Raw genomic sequence first — 18,113 nt, forward strand, 5'->3', positions numbered from 1 at the left:
AAAGTATGTTTGCTCCTATTAAAAATTATCCACTTTTTCTCTCACTTTCTTTTTTAGTTTGAAAATAATACGATTGCTATATTCTTTATTTTCTACTAAAATTCGATACATCTCCCACACTCCTATAACACGAACAAAAAGATAAACTCCAATAGCAATAAGTACAACACAGTACGGATAATACTGCACTAATTCTCCTGAAGTGATATGCTTTTCCTCAAACAAAAACGGTATTGCGCCTGCGGCAATAAAACAAAATCCAACAATCATCACTGCGGCATACTTCTTCTTAATAATCGCATATCTTTTTGTCAATTCTTTTAGAAAGTTTTGATCAAATAGTAGTTCTTCTTTTTTCAATACATTGTATCGACTCTCTTCTATCCTTGCAGGCACCATCATTGCTCCAATTCCAAGAACAGCAATGATAATGACAAGGAATGTCGACATTGTTGCATTTTCTTTAAATAGTAAATACGGTATTGTAGATAAAATGAGCAAGCTAAACCCTAACGCTATATATTTTGAAATCTTTTGCCCATACACTATATACCCTTCTGCCATTTCCTGACTTACGTAATAGCCATCCACATTTTCATTACTTTGCTCTGCAGTTTCTTTTAATAAATAGTCGAGTGATACTTCAAATACATTTCCAATCATTATTAACTTTTCAGTTTCAGGAAAACCTTGACCGTTTTCCCATTTACTAACCGCTTGCCTTGTTGTGTTTAATTTTTCAGCTAATGCTTCTTGAGAAAGGCCCTTTTCCTTTCTTAATTTAAAAAGCTTTTCACCAAATCCCATATGTGTGTCCCCCTTTGTTTTCTTACCTAAATTGTATGTAAACATTGCCCTTATCTCTATCTTCCTGCAGTTGCACTTTGTCAACTTACGGTTGCGATTGTGTTATATAGCGGTTTTTCATACGATTTAGCTAGTTTTCTTCTACGATTATGACATTAATCAAACATTTCATTCCAATAACAAATTATAACAATTAAAGGTAATTATTGTTACAAAAAATAAAAACTCCCTTATTCATTTAAAGGAGTTTTCGATATGAAATATTCCAAGAAGGGCTAATTTTCTTTCTCATATTAATTCACAATTTCTTCTATATATTTTTGTATGTTGTGCAACGATTAATAAGCATCCCACACAGTATATGTTGTCATCTCTTTATATAAGGCATATTCATATATATGTAAAATATTACTCCTATTAGCTTCTTTAATAAAAACACTTTTCAATAATCATAACGGCTTCTGCTTAAACTTTTCATAATGTCGTACTTTTAATAGAAGGATATTCCCGCAATCTGTACAAATATAAGCATCCACCGGTGAAGATGTGAACATCGTTTCCTTTTTCCGTATTTGTGCATATCCGACAAACTCACCTTCTCCTATGTTTTGAGAACCACAATTAGAGCATGTCTGCACGGTTTTTTGTTTCATGAGAGCACCACCTTTAATCTGTTTCCACTCCCTTCGACAGCTCACTTCCATTTCCCTTCCAAAAAACCTCTTATTCTCTCACATTTCAACAGGAATCTCAAAACAAAAATCGTATATGTACTATGAAATATATTTATTAACGGAGGAATTTTATGACTACTGTTATGACACTCGATATAGCAACAGAAATTGAAAATGCAGAAATTGATATGCTCTCTTCTAGATTAGAGAGACTACAAACAATAAGCGGAAACCCAATGCAAGTGCACATGAAAAATTTCGGTAGTGCCACTGCCTTTTCATCAAAAATAATTGCCGGTCCTGCTTTTAATACGGTAAAAGGTATTACAAATGCAGATGCGATTGATGCAATTATTTCTTATTATGAATCACTACAAATTCCTTGCCGTTTTGAAATTACACCAGCGCAAGGCACAACTGAACTATTTCAATACTTATCTCAAAAAGGTTTTTACCAATCTAGCTTCCATACTGCTTTGTATAGTATACCGAGAGAGAGTTCATCACTTCTTCCTTCTAATATTACATTACGAAAACTGAAAGAAAATGAATTTGATATTTTTGCAGACATATATGTACGTGGATTTAATATGCCATCCTTTACAAAAGATAGCGTGCGCCAAAATAATGAAATTCTTTACAATGAACCAGGATGGCATTTTTTCATAGCTGAAGTTCAAAATATCCCTGCTGGTATTGGTGTCCTGTATATAAATAAAGGTGTCGCATCATTAGCTGCTTCTGCTACTTTACCAGAATTTCAGCGTAAAGGCTGTCACACTGCATTAATTCAAAAACGAATTAAGACAGCTATTGAATCCAATTGTACTTTAATAGTTGGACAAGCAAGGTTCGGTAGCGGCAGTCAAAATAACATGGAACGTGCCCACATGAAAATTGCTTATACAAAATCAATATGGACCGCAAAAGACATATAATTTACTTTATTTCTCCTTCCGTTACATTTTTAAACATTTTATGACAAATTCTTTTCTATCCTATTAATCATTTGAATATTCAAACTAGATTTGTTACGATATTACTAGATACATCATTCAACTTGCAATATGAAAAGAGAATTCTAATCAAACTACAAGGAGGAGAAATGTATGACTAAACATGATCATGGTTTAAAAGAAAAAGTAGAAGGTGCCATTGATAAGGTAAAAGGTGAAGTAAAAGAAGTTGTTGGGAAAGTAACTGACAATAAGAAATTACAAGCTGAAGGAAAATGGGATAAGGTGAAAGGCACTGCTAAAGATACAGTTGGTAATGTAAAAGAAAAAGTACATGAATATAAAGAACACAAGAAAGAAAAATAAAAAAAGAGCCCATCGGCTCTTTTTTTATTTCCCTTCATTCTTCTCTAACACGTATAAATCTTCTTCGATATTCGTTAATTTCTCACTTACAAGCTTTCTTGCATCTCCAATTGCTTGATTATATGCAAACGGTCCAACTAATTTAATCATTTCTTCTATTAAACGCTCTGCTTGGAAACGTCCAATTTCATCTAAATCTTCTTCCATAAAAAATTGCTGAATTTGTGCTACAAGTTCTTCTTTTTTATCATTTGGTATTTTTATATTCATCATCGTTGTTACTCCTCTATATTTAAGATAGTATCTTCCTTAACTCTACCATAGAAAAACGATTACCAGGACAGCTTTTTGTAACTCCTTCTAACTCTCTATGACCGAGTATATTTTCTTTCTTTATAGCAAATTGCTTCATAAACAGTTTGCATAAAGAATATAATGCATTCACTTGCGGGGGAGTGGGATCGTATTTATCGAAATTTCCCGTCATACATATTCCAATTGTATGACGGTTATGGTCTTTCGCGTGCGCTCCAATATGTAAACCTCGCCCTTCCACTACAGTTCCATCCTTTTCGATAAAATAGTTGTAACCAATTCCGCTCCACCCCCTTACAGTTTGATGAAATTCATGCGTTTTATACACGTCCCATCCATCTTCAGCTGTATGGTGAATAATCAGTTTGTTTACTTTTTCTAAAGGAACTAATTCATCTTGAAATGTTAGATTGACACGTTTAATTTCCATTTGAACTGCCTCCTCTTAAAAATCAATCATTATAATCGTTTTATCATCTGGCCTTATTCTCTTTTCCGCTTCTAGCTCTTCAATAATTGCTATATATTCGTTTATACTATTCTTTCTTATATATGCAACAGTTTGTTCTAATGACCAATCTGGGTGAAATAACCCGTCTGAACAAATAAAAATCCCACTCACTTCATCTGTATGTAATTCACCATGTTGTAAATAATGTATCGCTTCTTTCATTCCATTTGCAACTGAATAACCATTTGGCATATTTGCAAGATAACGATTGTATTTTAACTGTTCTCGAACATCTTGAAAAACATATTCTTCTGGTACAGATAACCCTTTTTTACGATCTTCTTCCCTCTTCTTTTTTGCTCTTTTACTAATTCCTTCAACTGTGTCTTTCGTTAATACTTGCATCGTTCCATTTTGAAAAGTTGCGACAATCATACAGTCCCCAAGCTGCGCATATTCAATTTTCTCACCAACTATTTGGACTGCCGCGATACATGTGCACCACAAATGCTCTTTTTTTCTCGTGTCTACTTCATATTCTAACATTTTGCTTTGCAATACTTCATTTGCTTTGGCAACTGCAAATTGTAAACTATGATTCTCTCGTAATGCAGTAAAATAACTTGCAAATAAATGCGAAGCGATGTATGCTCCATTATGTCCCTTTTCATCACGAAACGGGACAAGTGGTGTTGCACCGTCACATACACCATAAATCTTTTTTTCTTTATTACAAAAATAAGAATCCTCACATTCTTGCTTCAACGGGCTTTTCTGTTGATATGTTTTTATCTTCACAACTGTATCCCCTTTCAAATGATAAAATACTCAAATTCTTTTGATTAATCTAATTTACCTAAATAAACTGTTTTTACCCAAAACTTTCAATATCATATATAATCTTGAAATAATATGAATTTTTCAGTGAAGGACGGGAAAGAAATGGTCAGATTCCTTGGTGTTATTATCGGTTCTATTATTATTGCGGTTGCCTTTAATCTTTTCCTTATCCCCCACAAAATTTTAAGTAGTGGAATTGGCGGAATTGCTATTATTTTAGGGATTGTAACCCCTGTAAACACAGGCATTATTAACTTTGTATTAAACTTACCTATCCTTATTTTAGGGTACATAGGTCTTGGAAAAAAAGTAATTTTTAACACAGTTGTCTCTGTAGTTGTATTATCTGTTGCATTATACTACGTTCCAGTAAAAGTCGTAGCAACAGATCCATTGTTATCTTCTATCTTCGGAGGTGTAATCGCCGGAGCTGGTATTGGTCTTGTTTTTAACTGTAATGGATCCACTGGTGGATTTGATATTATCGGTATGCTTTTATCCCGCAAGCGAGACATTAAACTTGGCGGATTCCTTATTATTTTAAATGCAGTCGTTGTAATAATCGCAGGATTCTTCTTCACCTGGGATGTTGCACTTACAAGCTTACTTTCAATTTATGTAACTGGTAAAGTAATTGATGCTGTTCATACAAAACATCGTAAAGTTACACTTATGATTGTAACAAATGAAGCAGAAAAAATGAAAAAACAACTTCTTTCAACTGTTGTACGTGGAATAACGTTACTTGATGGCGAAGGTGCTTATTCAAGCGAGAAAAAGCGTGTACTTATGACCGTCGTTTCTCGTGAAGAATTAGCAAGTATGAAACTAACAATTTCTGAAATCGACCCGAATGCATTCGTTAATATTACAGAAACTGTAGAAGTGTTAGGACTTTTCAGAAGAAGTTAAAGACTAGGTGGGAATCCACCTAGTCTTTATTTTGCATAAATTCAATTCGGTTTCCAAATGGATCTGACACGTAAAATCGAATTACATCTGGCCGTGCATAATCATCAATCACTTTAACACCTTGCTCTATAAGTGTTTGCTTAAATTCATTAATTTCATTCACATAAAAAGCTGGATGAGCCTTTTTAGCTGGTGTAAAGTTCCGCTCGACACCAATATGGATTTCTTGATTTCCGCATTTAAACCAACATCCACCTCGTTTTTTCAACTCTTCTGGCTTTGGAATTTCTTCCATACCAATCGTATTCCCATAAAAATCACGCGCCTCTTCTTCACACCCTACAGGTGCAGCTACTTGCACGTGATCAATCCCTTGAATATAATTTTTCATTTTCTCTCCCCCTCCTCTACCCTAATGTTATACGGAAAACAACCGTCTGTAACTTACAAAAGGTTTATAAAACAATATAAGCTCCCCTTATTACCCTCCTGCATTCACCTTGCAAAAAATAAAAAAAACAAAATTTATTCTATAACTTCCATTTTTTATAGAAATACACATTACATCTATATTATAGTTATGAATAGACAAATCTTTTTAGATGCTATTTGTACGGAGGAACTATTATGAGTCGTAAAAAATATTCACCAACTCAAAAAAAACGTCATCCGAACATTTCTAGACGTTTGCGAAACCATATACAAGATCGTTCATTAACAGAAATGTACGCATCTCTGTTCGAACACAATCCTGATAGTATTATTTCATTAAATTTAGAAGGAGTTATTCTACATATAAATCCTTCTGCCGAAAGAATATTAGGTTACACTTCTTTAGAATTAGAACAGAAAAATATTACCTCTATTTTAGAAGCCCATATTTCTGAGCAAGTATTACAAAATATAAAGAATACTGAAGCGGATAATCAACAAGAGTATATCTTATCTATTTATCATAAAAATGGATTCTTATTAGATGTTGTGACAAAACTAGTTCCTATTTTTGTTCAAAATCGTCTTACTGGCGTATATGCTATTATGAAGCCGCTTGAAAAATCAGAAAGAATTGAGAATATACTAAAAGAAAGTGAGAAGAGATTGCGTACATTAGTAAACTCCATGCCTGCGTTTGTTATTTTTAAAGATCATGAAGGGCGCTGGCTTGAGGCAAATGACTACGCACTTTCTTGCTTCAATTTCCATCATGTACCTTACCACGGGAAAAAAGATAGCGAACTCATTCAATATAATGAAGCATACCGAGAAGCTTTTTTACATTGTGAAGAAATTGATGAACTAGCATGGCAACAAAGACAAATTCTTCATGGCGAGGAATTTATTATACATAGAGATGATTTCGATCTAATCTTAAGTATATCAAAAGTCCCGCTTTATCATCCTGACGGTTCTCGCAAAGGTCTTATCGTGATGGGGAGAGATGTTACTGAGCTAAAAGAAACTGAAAAGTTATTACGAAAATCTGAGAAGCTCGCAGTAGTCGGACAACTGACAGCTGGAATTGCCCATGAAATTCGAAATCCACTCACTTCTCTAAAAGGTTTTCTAACGTTGCTCCTCCCTGAAATAAATGAGGAGCAAAAATGGTATATCGATGTTATGTTAAGTGAGATTTCACAAATGGAATCCATCACGAGTCAATTTATGGCGATGTCTAAGCCACAAGTATTATCTATCCAAACTTGTAACATACAAACTTTAATTGAAGAGGTAGTTACATTTATTTTACCGACTGCAATTATGCATAGCGTTCATATCATCATGGATCATTTTGATTACGTATATGATATTCAATGTGACGGTAACCAATTAAAACAAGTTTTTATAAACATATTAAAAAATGCGATAGAAGCGATGCCAAATGGCGGAAATATTTTCATCCAAACAAAACCATTAGAGGATAATTTCATCTTAATACGAATTATCGATGAAGGTTGTGGCATTCCAGAAGATCGTATCTCCCGTCTAGGCGAACCTTTTTATAGTTTAAAAGAAAAAGGCACAGGACTAGGATTAATGATGTGTTACAAAATAATTGAAGAACATCATGGTAAATTACACATTTCAAGCGAATTAAATAAAGGTACGATTGTTGATATTGAGCTACCACTTTCTTCATCTCATCTTGCAATCCAGTCTTAAATAAAAAAGAAGCATCTGCTAATCGTTAGCAGATGCTTCTTTTTTTAAAATGCTTTGTCATACCACTCTTTTGCTTTTTCTACTTCACCCATCGTTAATTGATGCCCTCGATTTTCCCAATGCATTGTTACATTCGCATTTGCATTTTCTAATAGTACCTTCAATTCCTCTGACTCTGCTGATGAACAAATTGGGTCATTTGTCCCAGCAGCAATAAACACAGATTTCCCTGCTAAATTTGCTAATTGCATTCCTCTTCTAGGTACCATTGGGTGATGAAGCACAGCACCTTTCAATGCATTTTCGTAATGGAATAATAAGCTTGCTGCGATATTTGCCCCATTCGAATAACCGATAGCTACAATGTTATTTCTATCGAATTTATATTCTTTAGCCGCTTCATCTAAAAATTCATTTAATTCCTTCGTACGGAAAATTAAATCCTCTTCATCAAAAATGCCCTCTGCTAATCGGCGGAAGAAACGCGGCATCCCATTCTCTAACACATTTCCCCTAACGCTTAATACCGACGCTTCCGGATCAATTATTTCTGCAAGTGGTAGTAAATCTAATTCATTACCACCTGTGCCATGAAGTAATAACAACACTGGTTTTGACGTATGTTTTCCTTTTTGAAAAACATGTTTCATCATAATCCTGTTCCCCCTCCAATCACTTTAATCTAAATTTCTCACTTCAAATGGTAAAAGCGTTTGTTCAATCTGTTTTCTATGTTGTTCATATTGTTCCGGTAACTTTAATTCCTCACCCATCGTCTCTAACGATTCATCATGAGCGAAACCAGGAGGATCTGTTGCAATTTCAAATAAGATTTCACCATGTTCTCTAAAATAAATCGCGTTAAAATAATTTCGATCTTGTACAGGAGTTACGTGATATCCAAAACGCGACACATACTCTTTCCAGTCTAGCTGATCAGCATCATCACTCGCTCTCCAGGCAATATGATGAACTGTGCCAACGCCCATTTGGCCACGACCGATTGTTGATAATTTCAAATCAATAATATTTCCAATGTCAGCAGAAGAACGGAATCGAACAAATTCGCCCTCTTCTCCAATTTTTTCAAGACCCATAATATGTTCTAACAATTCAGCTGTTTTTTGAGGCTGTGCAGATAAAAGAACAGCACCTCCAAACCCTTTAATTGCTACTTCTGGTGTAACTTCTCCAAAACTCCAATTGTTTAATTCGCCTGCTTCTCTTTCAACTAATTCTATATGCAAACCATGCGGATCATCAAATTCTAAATACTGCTCTCCAAAACGAGTCATTTTTGTATACGAAACATCGAATTTTTCTAATCTATTTTCCCAAAACTCCATTGTACCTTTTGGTACAACGTAAGACGTAATTCCTACTTGACCGTCCCCAATAATACCTTGACGAGCACCTGCCCATGGGAAAAACGTAATAATTGTTCCAGGCTTTCCTCCTTCATTTCCAAAATAAAGATGGTACGTACCTGGATCATCAAAATTCACTGTTTGTTTCACTAAACGTAACCCTAATACACCAGCATAAAAGTCTACATTTTCTTGTGGATGCCCTACAATCGCTGTAATGTGATGGATTCCCATTGTTTTCTTTTCCATTTCTTCCACTCCTTTTTTATTTCATTATAAAAATTCTTTTACATTTAAATTCATTATTCATTTTGTCCATGCTACAAAGTAAAATCCGTTATAATAATTTTATCTCGAATTCGAGATATTAATTACAAAATTACACATTAGCGTCTAACTTATCGGGATTATCTCGATTTCAAGATAGTTTCCAAAAAACATTTACTCACTCTAAAATCATAATAAAACTTGATTTAGAATGTCATTTATCTCAACCTCAATACTTATTATAAGTTACTTACTTTTCTTTGTCAATAAGTTACTTATTTCATTTAAAAAGAAAAGAGAGTAAACGTTATTCACCGTCTACTCTCTTTTCAAATCATTTCGTTTCTTCTTCCAGTACTGCTTCCATCTCATTAAATTCACGATGAACTGCCTTAACGGGTTCTTTCGTTAATAAACTTACAACGATAACAGTTAATAAACTACAGAAGAATCCAGGTACCATTTCATACATAATTGCTTTTAAACTTGGAATTTGTACCCATGCTATAACAACTACTGCACCGACAATCATACCAGCAAGAACGCCCCATTTGTTCGTTCTCTTCCAATATAAACTTAATAAAATAGCGGGTCCAAATGCTGAACCAAATCCTGCCCAAGCATAACCTACAAGTGTTAAAATTGTATCACTTGGATGATACGCTAAAACAACTGCTATCATAGCCACTACTAATACTGATAATCTACCGATAAATACAAGTTCTTTGTCACTTGCGTTACGACGGAAAAATGTTTTATAAAAGTCTTCCGTTACTGCACTTGAAATAACAAGTAATTGTGAGGAAATACTACTCATAATCGAAGCCAAAATAGCTGATAATAAAAATCCTGTAATGTATGGATGGAATAAAATATTTGAGAATGTTACAAAGACCATTTCTGGGTCTTGTAATATCGCATTATTTTTAGCATAATAGGCGATACCAATTAGACCAGTAAGCATTGCACCTATAATTGAAATCGTCATCCAACCGATACCGATTCTACGAGAAGTTTTTAAATCTTTAATAGAGGTAATTGCCATAAAGCGGACAATAATATGTGGTTGACCAAAATATCCAAGGCCCCATGCTAAAAAGGAAATAATCCCTAATACTGTAGTCCCTTTAAACATATCCAAATGCGATGCATCGACTTGCTTAATCGTATTAAATGTTTCTGTTACACCACCGACATCCGTAAAAGCAACAATTGGCACTAATACAAGCGCAATAAACATAATACAACCTTGCACAAAGTCCGTCCAACTTACGGCTAGAAAGCCACCGAATAGTGTATACGCAACAACGACACCCACTGTTACAAATAAACCAATTTTATAATCAAGGTTAAAAGAATTTTCAAACAAACGTCCACCTGAAACTAAACCAGCCGACGCATAAAATGTGAAAAATACTAAAATGACGATAGCGGAGACAAAACGAAGTATTTTCGTACGATCTTTAAACCGATTCTCTAAAAAGTCTGGAATCGTAATTGAATCATTTGCCACTTCTGTATACGTTCGTAAACGCGGGGCAATGATTAAATAGTTTGCATACGCACCTATTAATAAACCTATCGCAATCCATACACTTGATAATCCTGTTGCATACATCGCACCAGGTAATCCCATTAGCATCCAACCACTCATGTCAGAAGCACCAGCTGATAAAGCTGTAACTGCTGGACCGAGTCCCCTCCCGCCTAACATATAATCTGATAAATCGGATGTCTTCTTATAAGACCAATATCCGATATACAACATACCTGCCATATAAATAGCAAGCGATACCATAATTTCAATCTTCACCAAATCTCTCCCTTAGTCCATAAGCCATTCAAAATTTCGAAAAATGACTTTTTCTATTTTCTTGTTTTCGCTTATGGTTCCCTACCTTAACAAACATTTTTTGTTCTTTCAAGTGAACGAGCACTTTTTATTACATGTGAAAACCTTTATAAACGCCTTTATCCCAGTGGATTACAATGATTTTTTAAGGAATTAAAGTAATAATATTCGGAAAATTAAACGGTGTTTTTTCACACCTTATTTTCATTCGTTTACCCGATAAATTTTAAAAGAAAAAAGCCATACAAATGTATGACTTTTAGCTTATTGACGTCTCAATTTTCTCTTTCTCTACATATACTTTACGAAATTTCATATAACATCCAATACGCCAAGGTACTATATAACAAACCGCAAGAGTGTAGAAAAGAATGCCGATTGACTTTGGATCTAGACCTTGTAAATGTCTTCTAAAATAAGCACGTAAAAGAACGATAACTAAAAATGTAGCAATAAAAGCGATACTTTTTTTTGCATAAATTTGACCATCTTCTCTGACTTCATACCCACTTAAAATAATAAGTGGAATTGACAATAGCAGTCCGATCCCAGCAGCTATACAAATTTGCCAACCAGCAAGTTGTATCGGTGCTGCGTATAAAGAAAAACCTGGTAATAAGAAAAATAATGGCAATAGTAGTCGTCTTCCTTTATTATTAATTGGTCGATTCATAGAGCGCATGCGTCTAAATATAACGAGCCCTATGACGAGTAAAAAAATTGTAATACTGTAAGAACCTTGTTGCAAGTGAATCTCTCCCTAAAAATAGTCATTTTTAAAAATACTTCCCTATTATACTCCTAATTTTTCCAAAAATATGATTATTCCTTAAAAAAATCTTACATATCAAATATACTTTTAGGTTTGATTTACTATAGGAAACAATTCCGAAAGAGGAACTACTCTCCCCACCTCGTCTTTAAACACAATATGCTCTCTAGTTAAATGGCGCGGGCTCTTCACTCCCGCCGCTGCCGCTAATGAAAATAAACTATATCTCATACTAATAATATAATTCATGACTCGCCACTTCTTCTCATACGGATCTAACGCTTTTTGATAATGCGGATTCGTCGTGGCTACACCAGATGGACATTGGCCAGAATTACATTGAAGGGCCATAATACAGCCGCTTGCCATCATAAATCCGCGGGCTGAACTTACAGCATCCGCCCCAATCGCTAAAGCAATCGCTACTTTATCTGGTGTGATTAATTTACCCGATGCAAATACTTTAAACTTGTTACGAACACCATAATGGTTTGCTGTATCAATAAATGTAAGTAATGCTGGAATAAGCGGCAGTCCCATACAATCTGCCATCGATTTATACGTTGCCCCTGACCCGCCTTCTGAACCGTCTATTGTAATAAAATCTGGATAAATGTTTAGTTCTTTCATTGTTTTTATTAAATCTTCCAAAGGCTTCTGCTGACCAATTACAATTTTCATTCCAACTGGTTTACCGCCGCTTTCTTGCAACTGTTGAATAAAATAAAGTGTATCCGCTGCATTCTTTAAAAATGAAAATCGATTCGGTGAATTAATCGTCTCTCCCTTTCGGACGTTGCGAACAAACGCAATTTTCTCATTTACTTTTTGCCCCTCTAAATGACCACCACGTATTTTAGCACCTTGCCCAAATTTCAATTCGAATGCTCTAATATTACTTTCTTTCACTTTCTCCATGAATTTTCCCATTGAAAAATTACCGTCTTCATCACGGTATCCAAATAACCCTGGACCAATTTGCGCAACGATATTCGCTCCTGTATGTAAATGTTCTGGAATAACACCACCTTCACCCGTATTAATCCACGATCCGCCTGCCATTTTTGCTCCAAGACCACTCGCTAAAATATAATTTTCTCCAATCGCACCATAAGAAGTCGCAGATGCACCAAACATGCCATGTAGCTTCCACGGATATTTACGGTTCTCACCGACTATAATTGCATCATCTTCTTCGTACAGCCAAAGATTCGTTGTATCCGCTGTCAATTTTTCTCTTCTTGAAAATAACCCTTCTTTATGAATCACGTACTTTTTACCTTCTCGCTCTTGCGTGAGATTCACACTTAATTCCTCCGTTAATATCGGAAATAATGTATTAGCAATATAATATCCAGAAGCTTCAAAATCTCGTTTTGATCCAAAACCAAGTATTTCAGAGCGATATTTCGCTAAAAACATAACACTTTGAAAATCATAACGTGAGAAAGGCTTTCCATCCGTATCATGATCAAACCAATATTGTCGAAATTCAGGCCCTATCTTTTCCAGTAAGTAGCGCATTCTTCCTAAGTACGGATGTAATTTTAAAATAGAATGATGTGTTCGTTTTTTTATAAAAAATGTAATGATAAAAAAGACGATTAAAAGCAACATTAAAAATAGTAATATACTAATAATAACGAGTAGCGTTTCACTCATCCCGCTTCCCCCTATGAAATTCCATAATAAAAAGAGAACACTAGATGTGTTCTCCTTTTATCTTTATTCATACTAACGTAACAAGATGCTCTTTCGCGTCATATTCAACTAAACTTTCAGCGTATTTAATTCGATGAACAAAGTCTGGATTAGCAATTAACGGTCTTCCGAATGCCGCTACATCAATCGTTCCTTCTTGCAACGCTTCTTCGGCCTCTTTCGGATTTAAATTACCAACCCCAACAATCGTACCATCCCAATATTTTCTTACTAGTTGATGAAAATTCTTTCCGTCAGCAATCTCTTGGGTATAATTCATCGTTGAAGGATGGATCATCGTTAATCCAACCTCTTTAAACATATTTATGAACGTTTCAATTGCAAACTCAGGGTTTTCCCACATATAAGTAGGATTATCACCTTTGAAAGCAGAGAAACGAAGAAGTGTTTTATTAGCTCCAACAGCTTCTATTACAGCTGCCGTTACTTCTTTCATAAACGTTAACCTTTGTTTTAAATCACCGCCATATTTATCTGTTCGCTTATTCGCAAACTCATACGTAAATTGATCGATTAAATATCCGTGTGCACCGTGAATTTCTACTCCATCAAATCCAGCTTCGATCGCATTTTTCGCAGCTTGTGCGTATTGATCGATCACTTCTTGTATTTCTTCTAACGTCATTGCTTCTGGCATATCAAACGGTTTACGAAAGCGTGGAACATTTCCCTCTGCAGCGATAGCCGACGGCGCTTGTGGCATTTGACCACCAATTATTTCATGATGACTCATACGCCCAACATGCCATATTTGAGCAATAATCGTCCCGCCTTCTTTATGTACTGCCTCTGTAACAGGTTTCCAAGAATCGATTTGTTCTTGTGTATAAATACCTGGTACTCCTGGGTTTCCTTTTGCTCTCGGACTAATGACAATTCCTTCTGTAATAATTAGTCCAATTCCATCCGCAGCACGTTTTCTGTAGTACTCCACTACATCCGCACCAACTACTCCAGTCTCATTATCTGCAAAGCATCTTGTCATCGGTGCCATCGCTATACGATTACGAAGAGACCAAGCTCCAACTTGAATTGGATCAAACAACTTTGTTTCTTCAACGTTTTCAAAAAATCCCCCAGCATTTACATTTGTTCCTTCATAAATACTCGCTGCTTTATTACTTGAACTTGTCATTTTTCTTCCCCCTAAAAAATCTTACTATAATCGCATCATACTTACTTTTAGATAGTAACGTCAATTTTTACGACTTTAAAATAAAAAATTCGAATATTCAAAAAACAAAACGCTATAAATAATATTAAATAGGTTTCCTTAGGAGGAAACCTTTTTTGTTGACCATATATGGCTGTCAATTCGTTTATCTCTTTAATAAAAAAGCACCTTATCAATAGAAGTGAAAATGGTTCAGTATTCTTCTAAAAATAATAACTTATATACCTAAAACAATGAAAGCCCTACCTCTCTTTCATCCTTACGGCTCCTCGTCCGTGCCAGTGTGAATCAGGATTGCAAAAATCAAGTAACTATTTTATCGAAGTATTCAATTAAACTTCGAACATTCATAAATGAAATTAAAAAATAAAAATGGATTTGATTGTAGTAATAACAATAGAGGTAATGCTCTAAAAGTGGTTTGAAAGAGTTGAATGTCTTTGAAATGATAAATTTTCTATAATTATGTTCCCAAAAAATTCAAGATCTTTTTTGGGATATAATACATTATTTGTAATGAACCTTAACAAAAGCTTTTTATCTGATTTTCTGTGATACCTTCAATTAATCCCAGTTCACTAATCAAAAATTCATATGCGTTATCTAACATCTTCTTTTCGCTTGCATTAAGTGCTTTTTCTTTCTGTATACGCATTAAATCACGCACAACTTCAGCACCTTCTTGCATTTTACCCGTCTTTATTTTATCAGTGTTCAATTTATACCTTTGTTTCCACGTAAGTAATCTATCTGATTCCCCATGTTGAAAAATATCCATTATGTGTGCTAATGCGGTTATATCCGTAACTGGACGTATATTCGAATTCAATATTCTCCCTGCTGGAATCATTAGTTCCATATTACTAGCCGACATTTTTATAACATAATACTGTTGTTTTTCTCCTGAGATTTCCTTCTCTTCTATGGCTTTAATTATACCTGCTCCCTGCATTGGATAAACAATGTTATCGCCAATTTGAAACAAATAATCCACCTCCATATATGGTAACCTTCTCAAGCTTAACATACTTTTAGTTTTTTATCAAAATTTTTATTTTATCATAAAATTATTTTACACGTCAACACTTCAGAAGCAAGAAATTAAATTTACACAATAAACTATAAAAATCGCAATTCCATTAACGGTTCCACACACATTCATTCTCTTTTAATACAAAAACACATCACTACATTTAAGTAGTGATGTGTTTTTGTTAAGGCATAAATAAAGATCTACTTTTCCGTCTATATACTAACTTGCTTACTAACCGTTTCCCTCGCTAAAAGAAAACTCATAATCACTTGCGCTGCTACTCTACTCGTCATATCTCTGAAATCAAGAGTTGGATCAATCTCTACTATATCCATCCCTTGAACGAGCGGTTCTTTACCAAGGAATTCAATCGCATCTAGTAAAGTCGTACTATCCATTCCACCAGGCCCAATTGCTGGACAACCTGGTGCAAACGCTTGGTCTAGCACATCCATATCAAGAGAAATATAAATAGAAGTCACACCTTGATTTCTTAATAATTCAATACTTTCCGTGATAATATCTTTTATTTCTCGCTCTCGTACGTCTTTCATTGTATACACTGTTACACCATGCTCTATTGCATATTCATGGTACGCACGTGCATTAGAAAAATTACGAATTCCAATTTGAACAAGTTGTTTCCCTGTAATGACATCATTTTCTAGTAAACTACGGAATGGTGTACCATTTGACGGGCCTCCATCATCTAAATTACGTAAGTCATGATGAGCATCAAATTGAATAATCCCGACCTTTCCTTTACTGTTTGCAAAGCCTGTTATACTCGGAAAACTAATCGAGTGGTCACCACCAAGAACGATTGGTATCATGTTCGGATTTACTTTCGTTACATGACCAACTGTTTTCGCAATTCGGTTATGACTTTCTTTTATATCCGTCACATGCATCGTAATATCGCCGCAATCATATAAGACACTTTCTTTCATATCGTGTTCTTCTGTAATTGCATATGTGCTGTATGCATCTAACATCGCACGAATTGTCTTTGGAGCAAAACTCGCTCCTGAATGACTAATAGATGGTTTAGAAAGGGGTGCTCCAATTAAGGCAGCACCGAATATTTCTACACCTTCCTCCCAATCTTTAATCATCTCACTCCATTTTGTCACTTCACGATCAATAAACTTTGCGTTTTTCTTTAAATAGTGGCCGTGCTCCACGATTGTTCACCTCTTGTATATGCAATATTACCATTCTTCCATACTGTATTCACATGACTTACGCCGTAATGATACGGTACGTAAGCATAATTGTAAGCATCCCATAAAACTAAATCTGCCTTACGACCAACTCTAATTTTCCCAGCTACATCACCACGGTTAATGGCATATGATGAGTTAACCGTTACGGCATTCCAAACTTCTTCTGGTGTCATTTTCAGTTTTAGCATCGCAATGCTCATAATAAGCTGAATATTTTCAGTTGGACAGCTACCTGGGTTAAAGTCTGTAGCTAACGCAACTGCAACACCTTCATCAATCATTTTACGACCACGAGCAAAGCTTTCTTTATTTAAATAGAAAGTTGTTCCTGGTAATAATGTTGCTACTGTATTCGAGTTTGCAAGCATTTCAATCCCTTTATCAGAAGCGCCAACTAGATGGTCTGCTGATGCTGCACCGATTTCTGCCGCTGCTTCCGCACCACCAAGAGGGTCGATTTCATCTGCATGAATTTTCACATCAAAGCCAAGCTCTTTCGCTTTTAATAAAAATTCTTTTGATTCTTCTACTGAGAACACACCTGTTTCACAGAAAATATCAACGAATTCCGCCAATTGTTTCTCTTTCATTTCTGGTAATAGGTCTAACATCCATTGTAAAAATTCTTTCGATCTACCTTTATATTCTTTCGGAACTGCATGAGCACCTAAAAATGTGGAAACTAAATCGATTGAATGCTCTTTTTGTAATTGTGCAGTTGCCTCTAATTGTTTCCATTCCGTCTCATCATCTAATCCGTAACCACTCTTCGCTTCTACAGTTGTAACGCCGAAAGATAGCATACGGTCTAAATGGAATTTCGCTTTTTGAACAAGTTCTTCTTTCGACGCCTGTTTCGTTGCATTTACAGTTGAAAGAATACCTCCGCCTTGTTCTAAAATTTCTAAGTACGGAACTCCTTGTAATTTTAGCGCAATTTCATTTTCACGAGATCCACCAAATACAAGATGGGTATGCGGATCAACAAGACCAGGAGAAACCATTTTCCCCCCGCAATCAATAACTTCTTTCGCTTGTAATCCTTTCGCTTCTTCCGCTGTTCCAACGAAAGTGATTACACCATTTTCAATTCCAACCGCACCGTTTTCGATAACAGGAAGCGTGTTCATCGCTTCTCGTCTTAACAAGCCATCTTCTTGATCCATTGTTAGTAATTGACCGATATTTATTAGTAAAGTGTCCAGCATGTTTTCTCCTC

Annotated in this window: 19 protein-coding genes; 4 read left to right on the top strand and 15 right to left on the bottom strand. The window is 35.2% G+C overall.

Features of this window, described 5'->3' with window-relative positions; translation table 11 throughout:
- Positions 1-18 precede the first annotated feature (18 nt).
- Together V7S45_RS17780 and V7S45_RS17785 are read right to left on the bottom strand one after the other, a co-directional pair.
- The gene (locus tag V7S45_RS17780; RefSeq protein ID WP_342761449.1) at positions 19-807 is read right to left on the bottom strand and encodes a helix-turn-helix transcriptional regulator; all 789 of its coding nucleotides are present in this window, start codon (positions 805-807) and stop codon (positions 19-21) included.
- Positions 808-1,256: 449 nt separating this feature from the next.
- Positions 1,257-1,460, bottom strand: coding sequence for a hypothetical protein (locus tag V7S45_RS17785; RefSeq protein ID WP_000810948.1), 204 nt, complete (start codon positions 1,458-1,460; stop codon positions 1,257-1,259).
- A 152-nt stretch (positions 1,461-1,612) separates the two neighbouring features.
- Between V7S45_RS17785 and V7S45_RS17790 the strand changes: the two genes are divergently transcribed.
- Positions 1,613-2,419, top strand: coding sequence for a GNAT family N-acetyltransferase (locus tag V7S45_RS17790; RefSeq protein ID WP_025687652.1), 807 nt, complete (start codon positions 1,613-1,615; stop codon positions 2,417-2,419).
- Positions 2,420-2,590: 171 nt separating this feature from the next.
- The gene (locus tag V7S45_RS17795; RefSeq protein ID WP_000160410.1) at positions 2,591-2,803 is read left to right on the top strand and encodes a CsbD family protein; all 213 of its coding nucleotides are present in this window, start codon (positions 2,591-2,593) and stop codon (positions 2,801-2,803) included.
- A 24-nt stretch (positions 2,804-2,827) separates the two neighbouring features.
- Here V7S45_RS17795 and V7S45_RS17800 read toward each other — a convergent pair whose 3' ends face one another.
- Genes V7S45_RS17800 through V7S45_RS17810 form a run of 3 tightly spaced genes read right to left on the bottom strand, consistent with a single transcriptional unit; the run spans position 2,828 to position 4,385 of the window.
- The gene (locus V7S45_RS17800; protein WP_000981064.1) at positions 2,828-3,076 is read right to left on the bottom strand and encodes a DUF2164 domain-containing protein; all 249 of its coding nucleotides are present in this window, start codon (positions 3,074-3,076) and stop codon (positions 2,828-2,830) included.
- A gap of 19 nt (positions 3,077-3,095) precedes the next feature.
- Positions 3,096-3,548, bottom strand: a complete 453-nt coding sequence (locus V7S45_RS17805; protein ID WP_000404001.1) for a peptidoglycan recognition family protein — start codon at positions 3,546-3,548, stop codon at positions 3,096-3,098.
- 15 nt (positions 3,549-3,563) lie between these two features.
- Complete coding sequence (locus tag V7S45_RS17810) at positions 3,564-4,385, bottom strand: protein phosphatase 2C domain-containing protein (RefSeq protein ID WP_002026192.1); 822 nt, start codon at positions 4,383-4,385, stop codon at positions 3,564-3,566.
- Between the two features lie 126 nt (positions 4,386-4,511).
- On the opposite strand from V7S45_RS17810, the gene V7S45_RS17815 reads away from it, so the two are divergent.
- Positions 4,512-5,321, top strand: a complete 810-nt coding sequence (locus V7S45_RS17815; protein ID WP_000251344.1) for a YitT family protein — start codon at positions 4,512-4,514, stop codon at positions 5,319-5,321.
- 19 nt (positions 5,322-5,340) lie between these two features.
- Here the strand turns inward: V7S45_RS17815 and V7S45_RS17820 are convergent, their stop codons facing one another.
- Positions 5,341-5,712 (bottom strand): VOC family protein, encoded by a 372-nt coding sequence (locus tag V7S45_RS17820; protein ID WP_000800772.1) that lies wholly within the window; start codon positions 5,710-5,712, stop codon positions 5,341-5,343.
- A 236-nt stretch (positions 5,713-5,948) separates the two neighbouring features.
- Between V7S45_RS17820 and V7S45_RS17825 the strand changes: the two genes are divergently transcribed.
- Entirely contained in the window at positions 5,949-7,481 is a 1,533-nt protein-coding gene (locus V7S45_RS17825; RefSeq protein WP_000087648.1) for a BA3702 family sensor histidine kinase, read from the top strand.
- A gap of 44 nt (positions 7,482-7,525) precedes the next feature.
- On the opposite strand, the gene V7S45_RS17830 is transcribed toward V7S45_RS17825, so the two are convergent.
- From V7S45_RS17830 to hutI, 9 genes are all read right to left on the bottom strand, one after another.
- Positions 7,526-8,134: an alpha/beta hydrolase gene (locus tag V7S45_RS17830; protein ID WP_342761450.1), complete on the bottom strand. Its 609-nt coding sequence runs from the start codon at positions 8,132-8,134 to the stop codon at positions 7,526-7,528.
- Between the two features lie 24 nt (positions 8,135-8,158).
- Entirely contained in the window at positions 8,159-9,097 is a 939-nt protein-coding gene (locus V7S45_RS17835; RefSeq protein WP_000412739.1) for a ring-cleaving dioxygenase, read from the bottom strand.
- A 352-nt stretch (positions 9,098-9,449) separates the two neighbouring features.
- Complete coding sequence (putP, locus tag V7S45_RS17840) at positions 9,450-10,928, bottom strand: sodium/proline symporter PutP (protein WP_000687595.1); 1,479 nt, start codon at positions 10,926-10,928, stop codon at positions 9,450-9,452.
- A 298-nt stretch (positions 10,929-11,226) separates the two neighbouring features.
- Complete coding sequence (locus V7S45_RS17845; RefSeq protein WP_001183921.1) at positions 11,227-11,715, bottom strand: cytochrome c biogenesis protein CcdC; 489 nt, start codon at positions 11,713-11,715, stop codon at positions 11,227-11,229.
- 111 nt (positions 11,716-11,826) lie between these two features.
- Positions 11,827-13,401: an FMN-binding glutamate synthase family protein gene (locus V7S45_RS17850; protein ID WP_000005167.1), complete on the bottom strand. Its 1,575-nt coding sequence runs from the start codon at positions 13,399-13,401 to the stop codon at positions 11,827-11,829.
- Between the two features lie 67 nt (positions 13,402-13,468).
- Positions 13,469-14,596: an alkene reductase gene (locus V7S45_RS17855; protein ID WP_088345603.1), complete on the bottom strand. Its 1,128-nt coding sequence runs from the start codon at positions 14,594-14,596 to the stop codon at positions 13,469-13,471.
- Between the two features lie 562 nt (positions 14,597-15,158).
- A complete protein-coding gene (locus V7S45_RS17860; RefSeq protein WP_170317877.1) occupies positions 15,159-15,620 on the bottom strand; it encodes a CarD family transcriptional regulator in 462 nt (153 codons plus the stop codon).
- A 260-nt stretch (positions 15,621-15,880) separates the two neighbouring features.
- A complete protein-coding gene (gene hutG / locus V7S45_RS17865) occupies positions 15,881-16,852 on the bottom strand; it encodes a formimidoylglutamase (protein ID WP_000399838.1) in 972 nt (323 codons plus the stop codon).
- A complete protein-coding gene (gene hutI / locus V7S45_RS17870) occupies positions 16,831-18,102 on the bottom strand; it encodes an imidazolonepropionase (RefSeq protein ID WP_000887531.1) in 1,272 nt (423 codons plus the stop codon). Before hutI ends, hutG begins: the two co-directional genes overlap by 22 nt.
- Between the last annotated feature and the right edge of the window lie 11 nt (positions 18,103-18,113).

The organism is Bacillus sp. BR3(2024), assembly GCF_039134555.1.
Taxonomy (GTDB): Bacteria; Bacillota; Bacilli; order Bacillales; family Bacillaceae_G; genus Bacillus_A; species Bacillus_A cereus.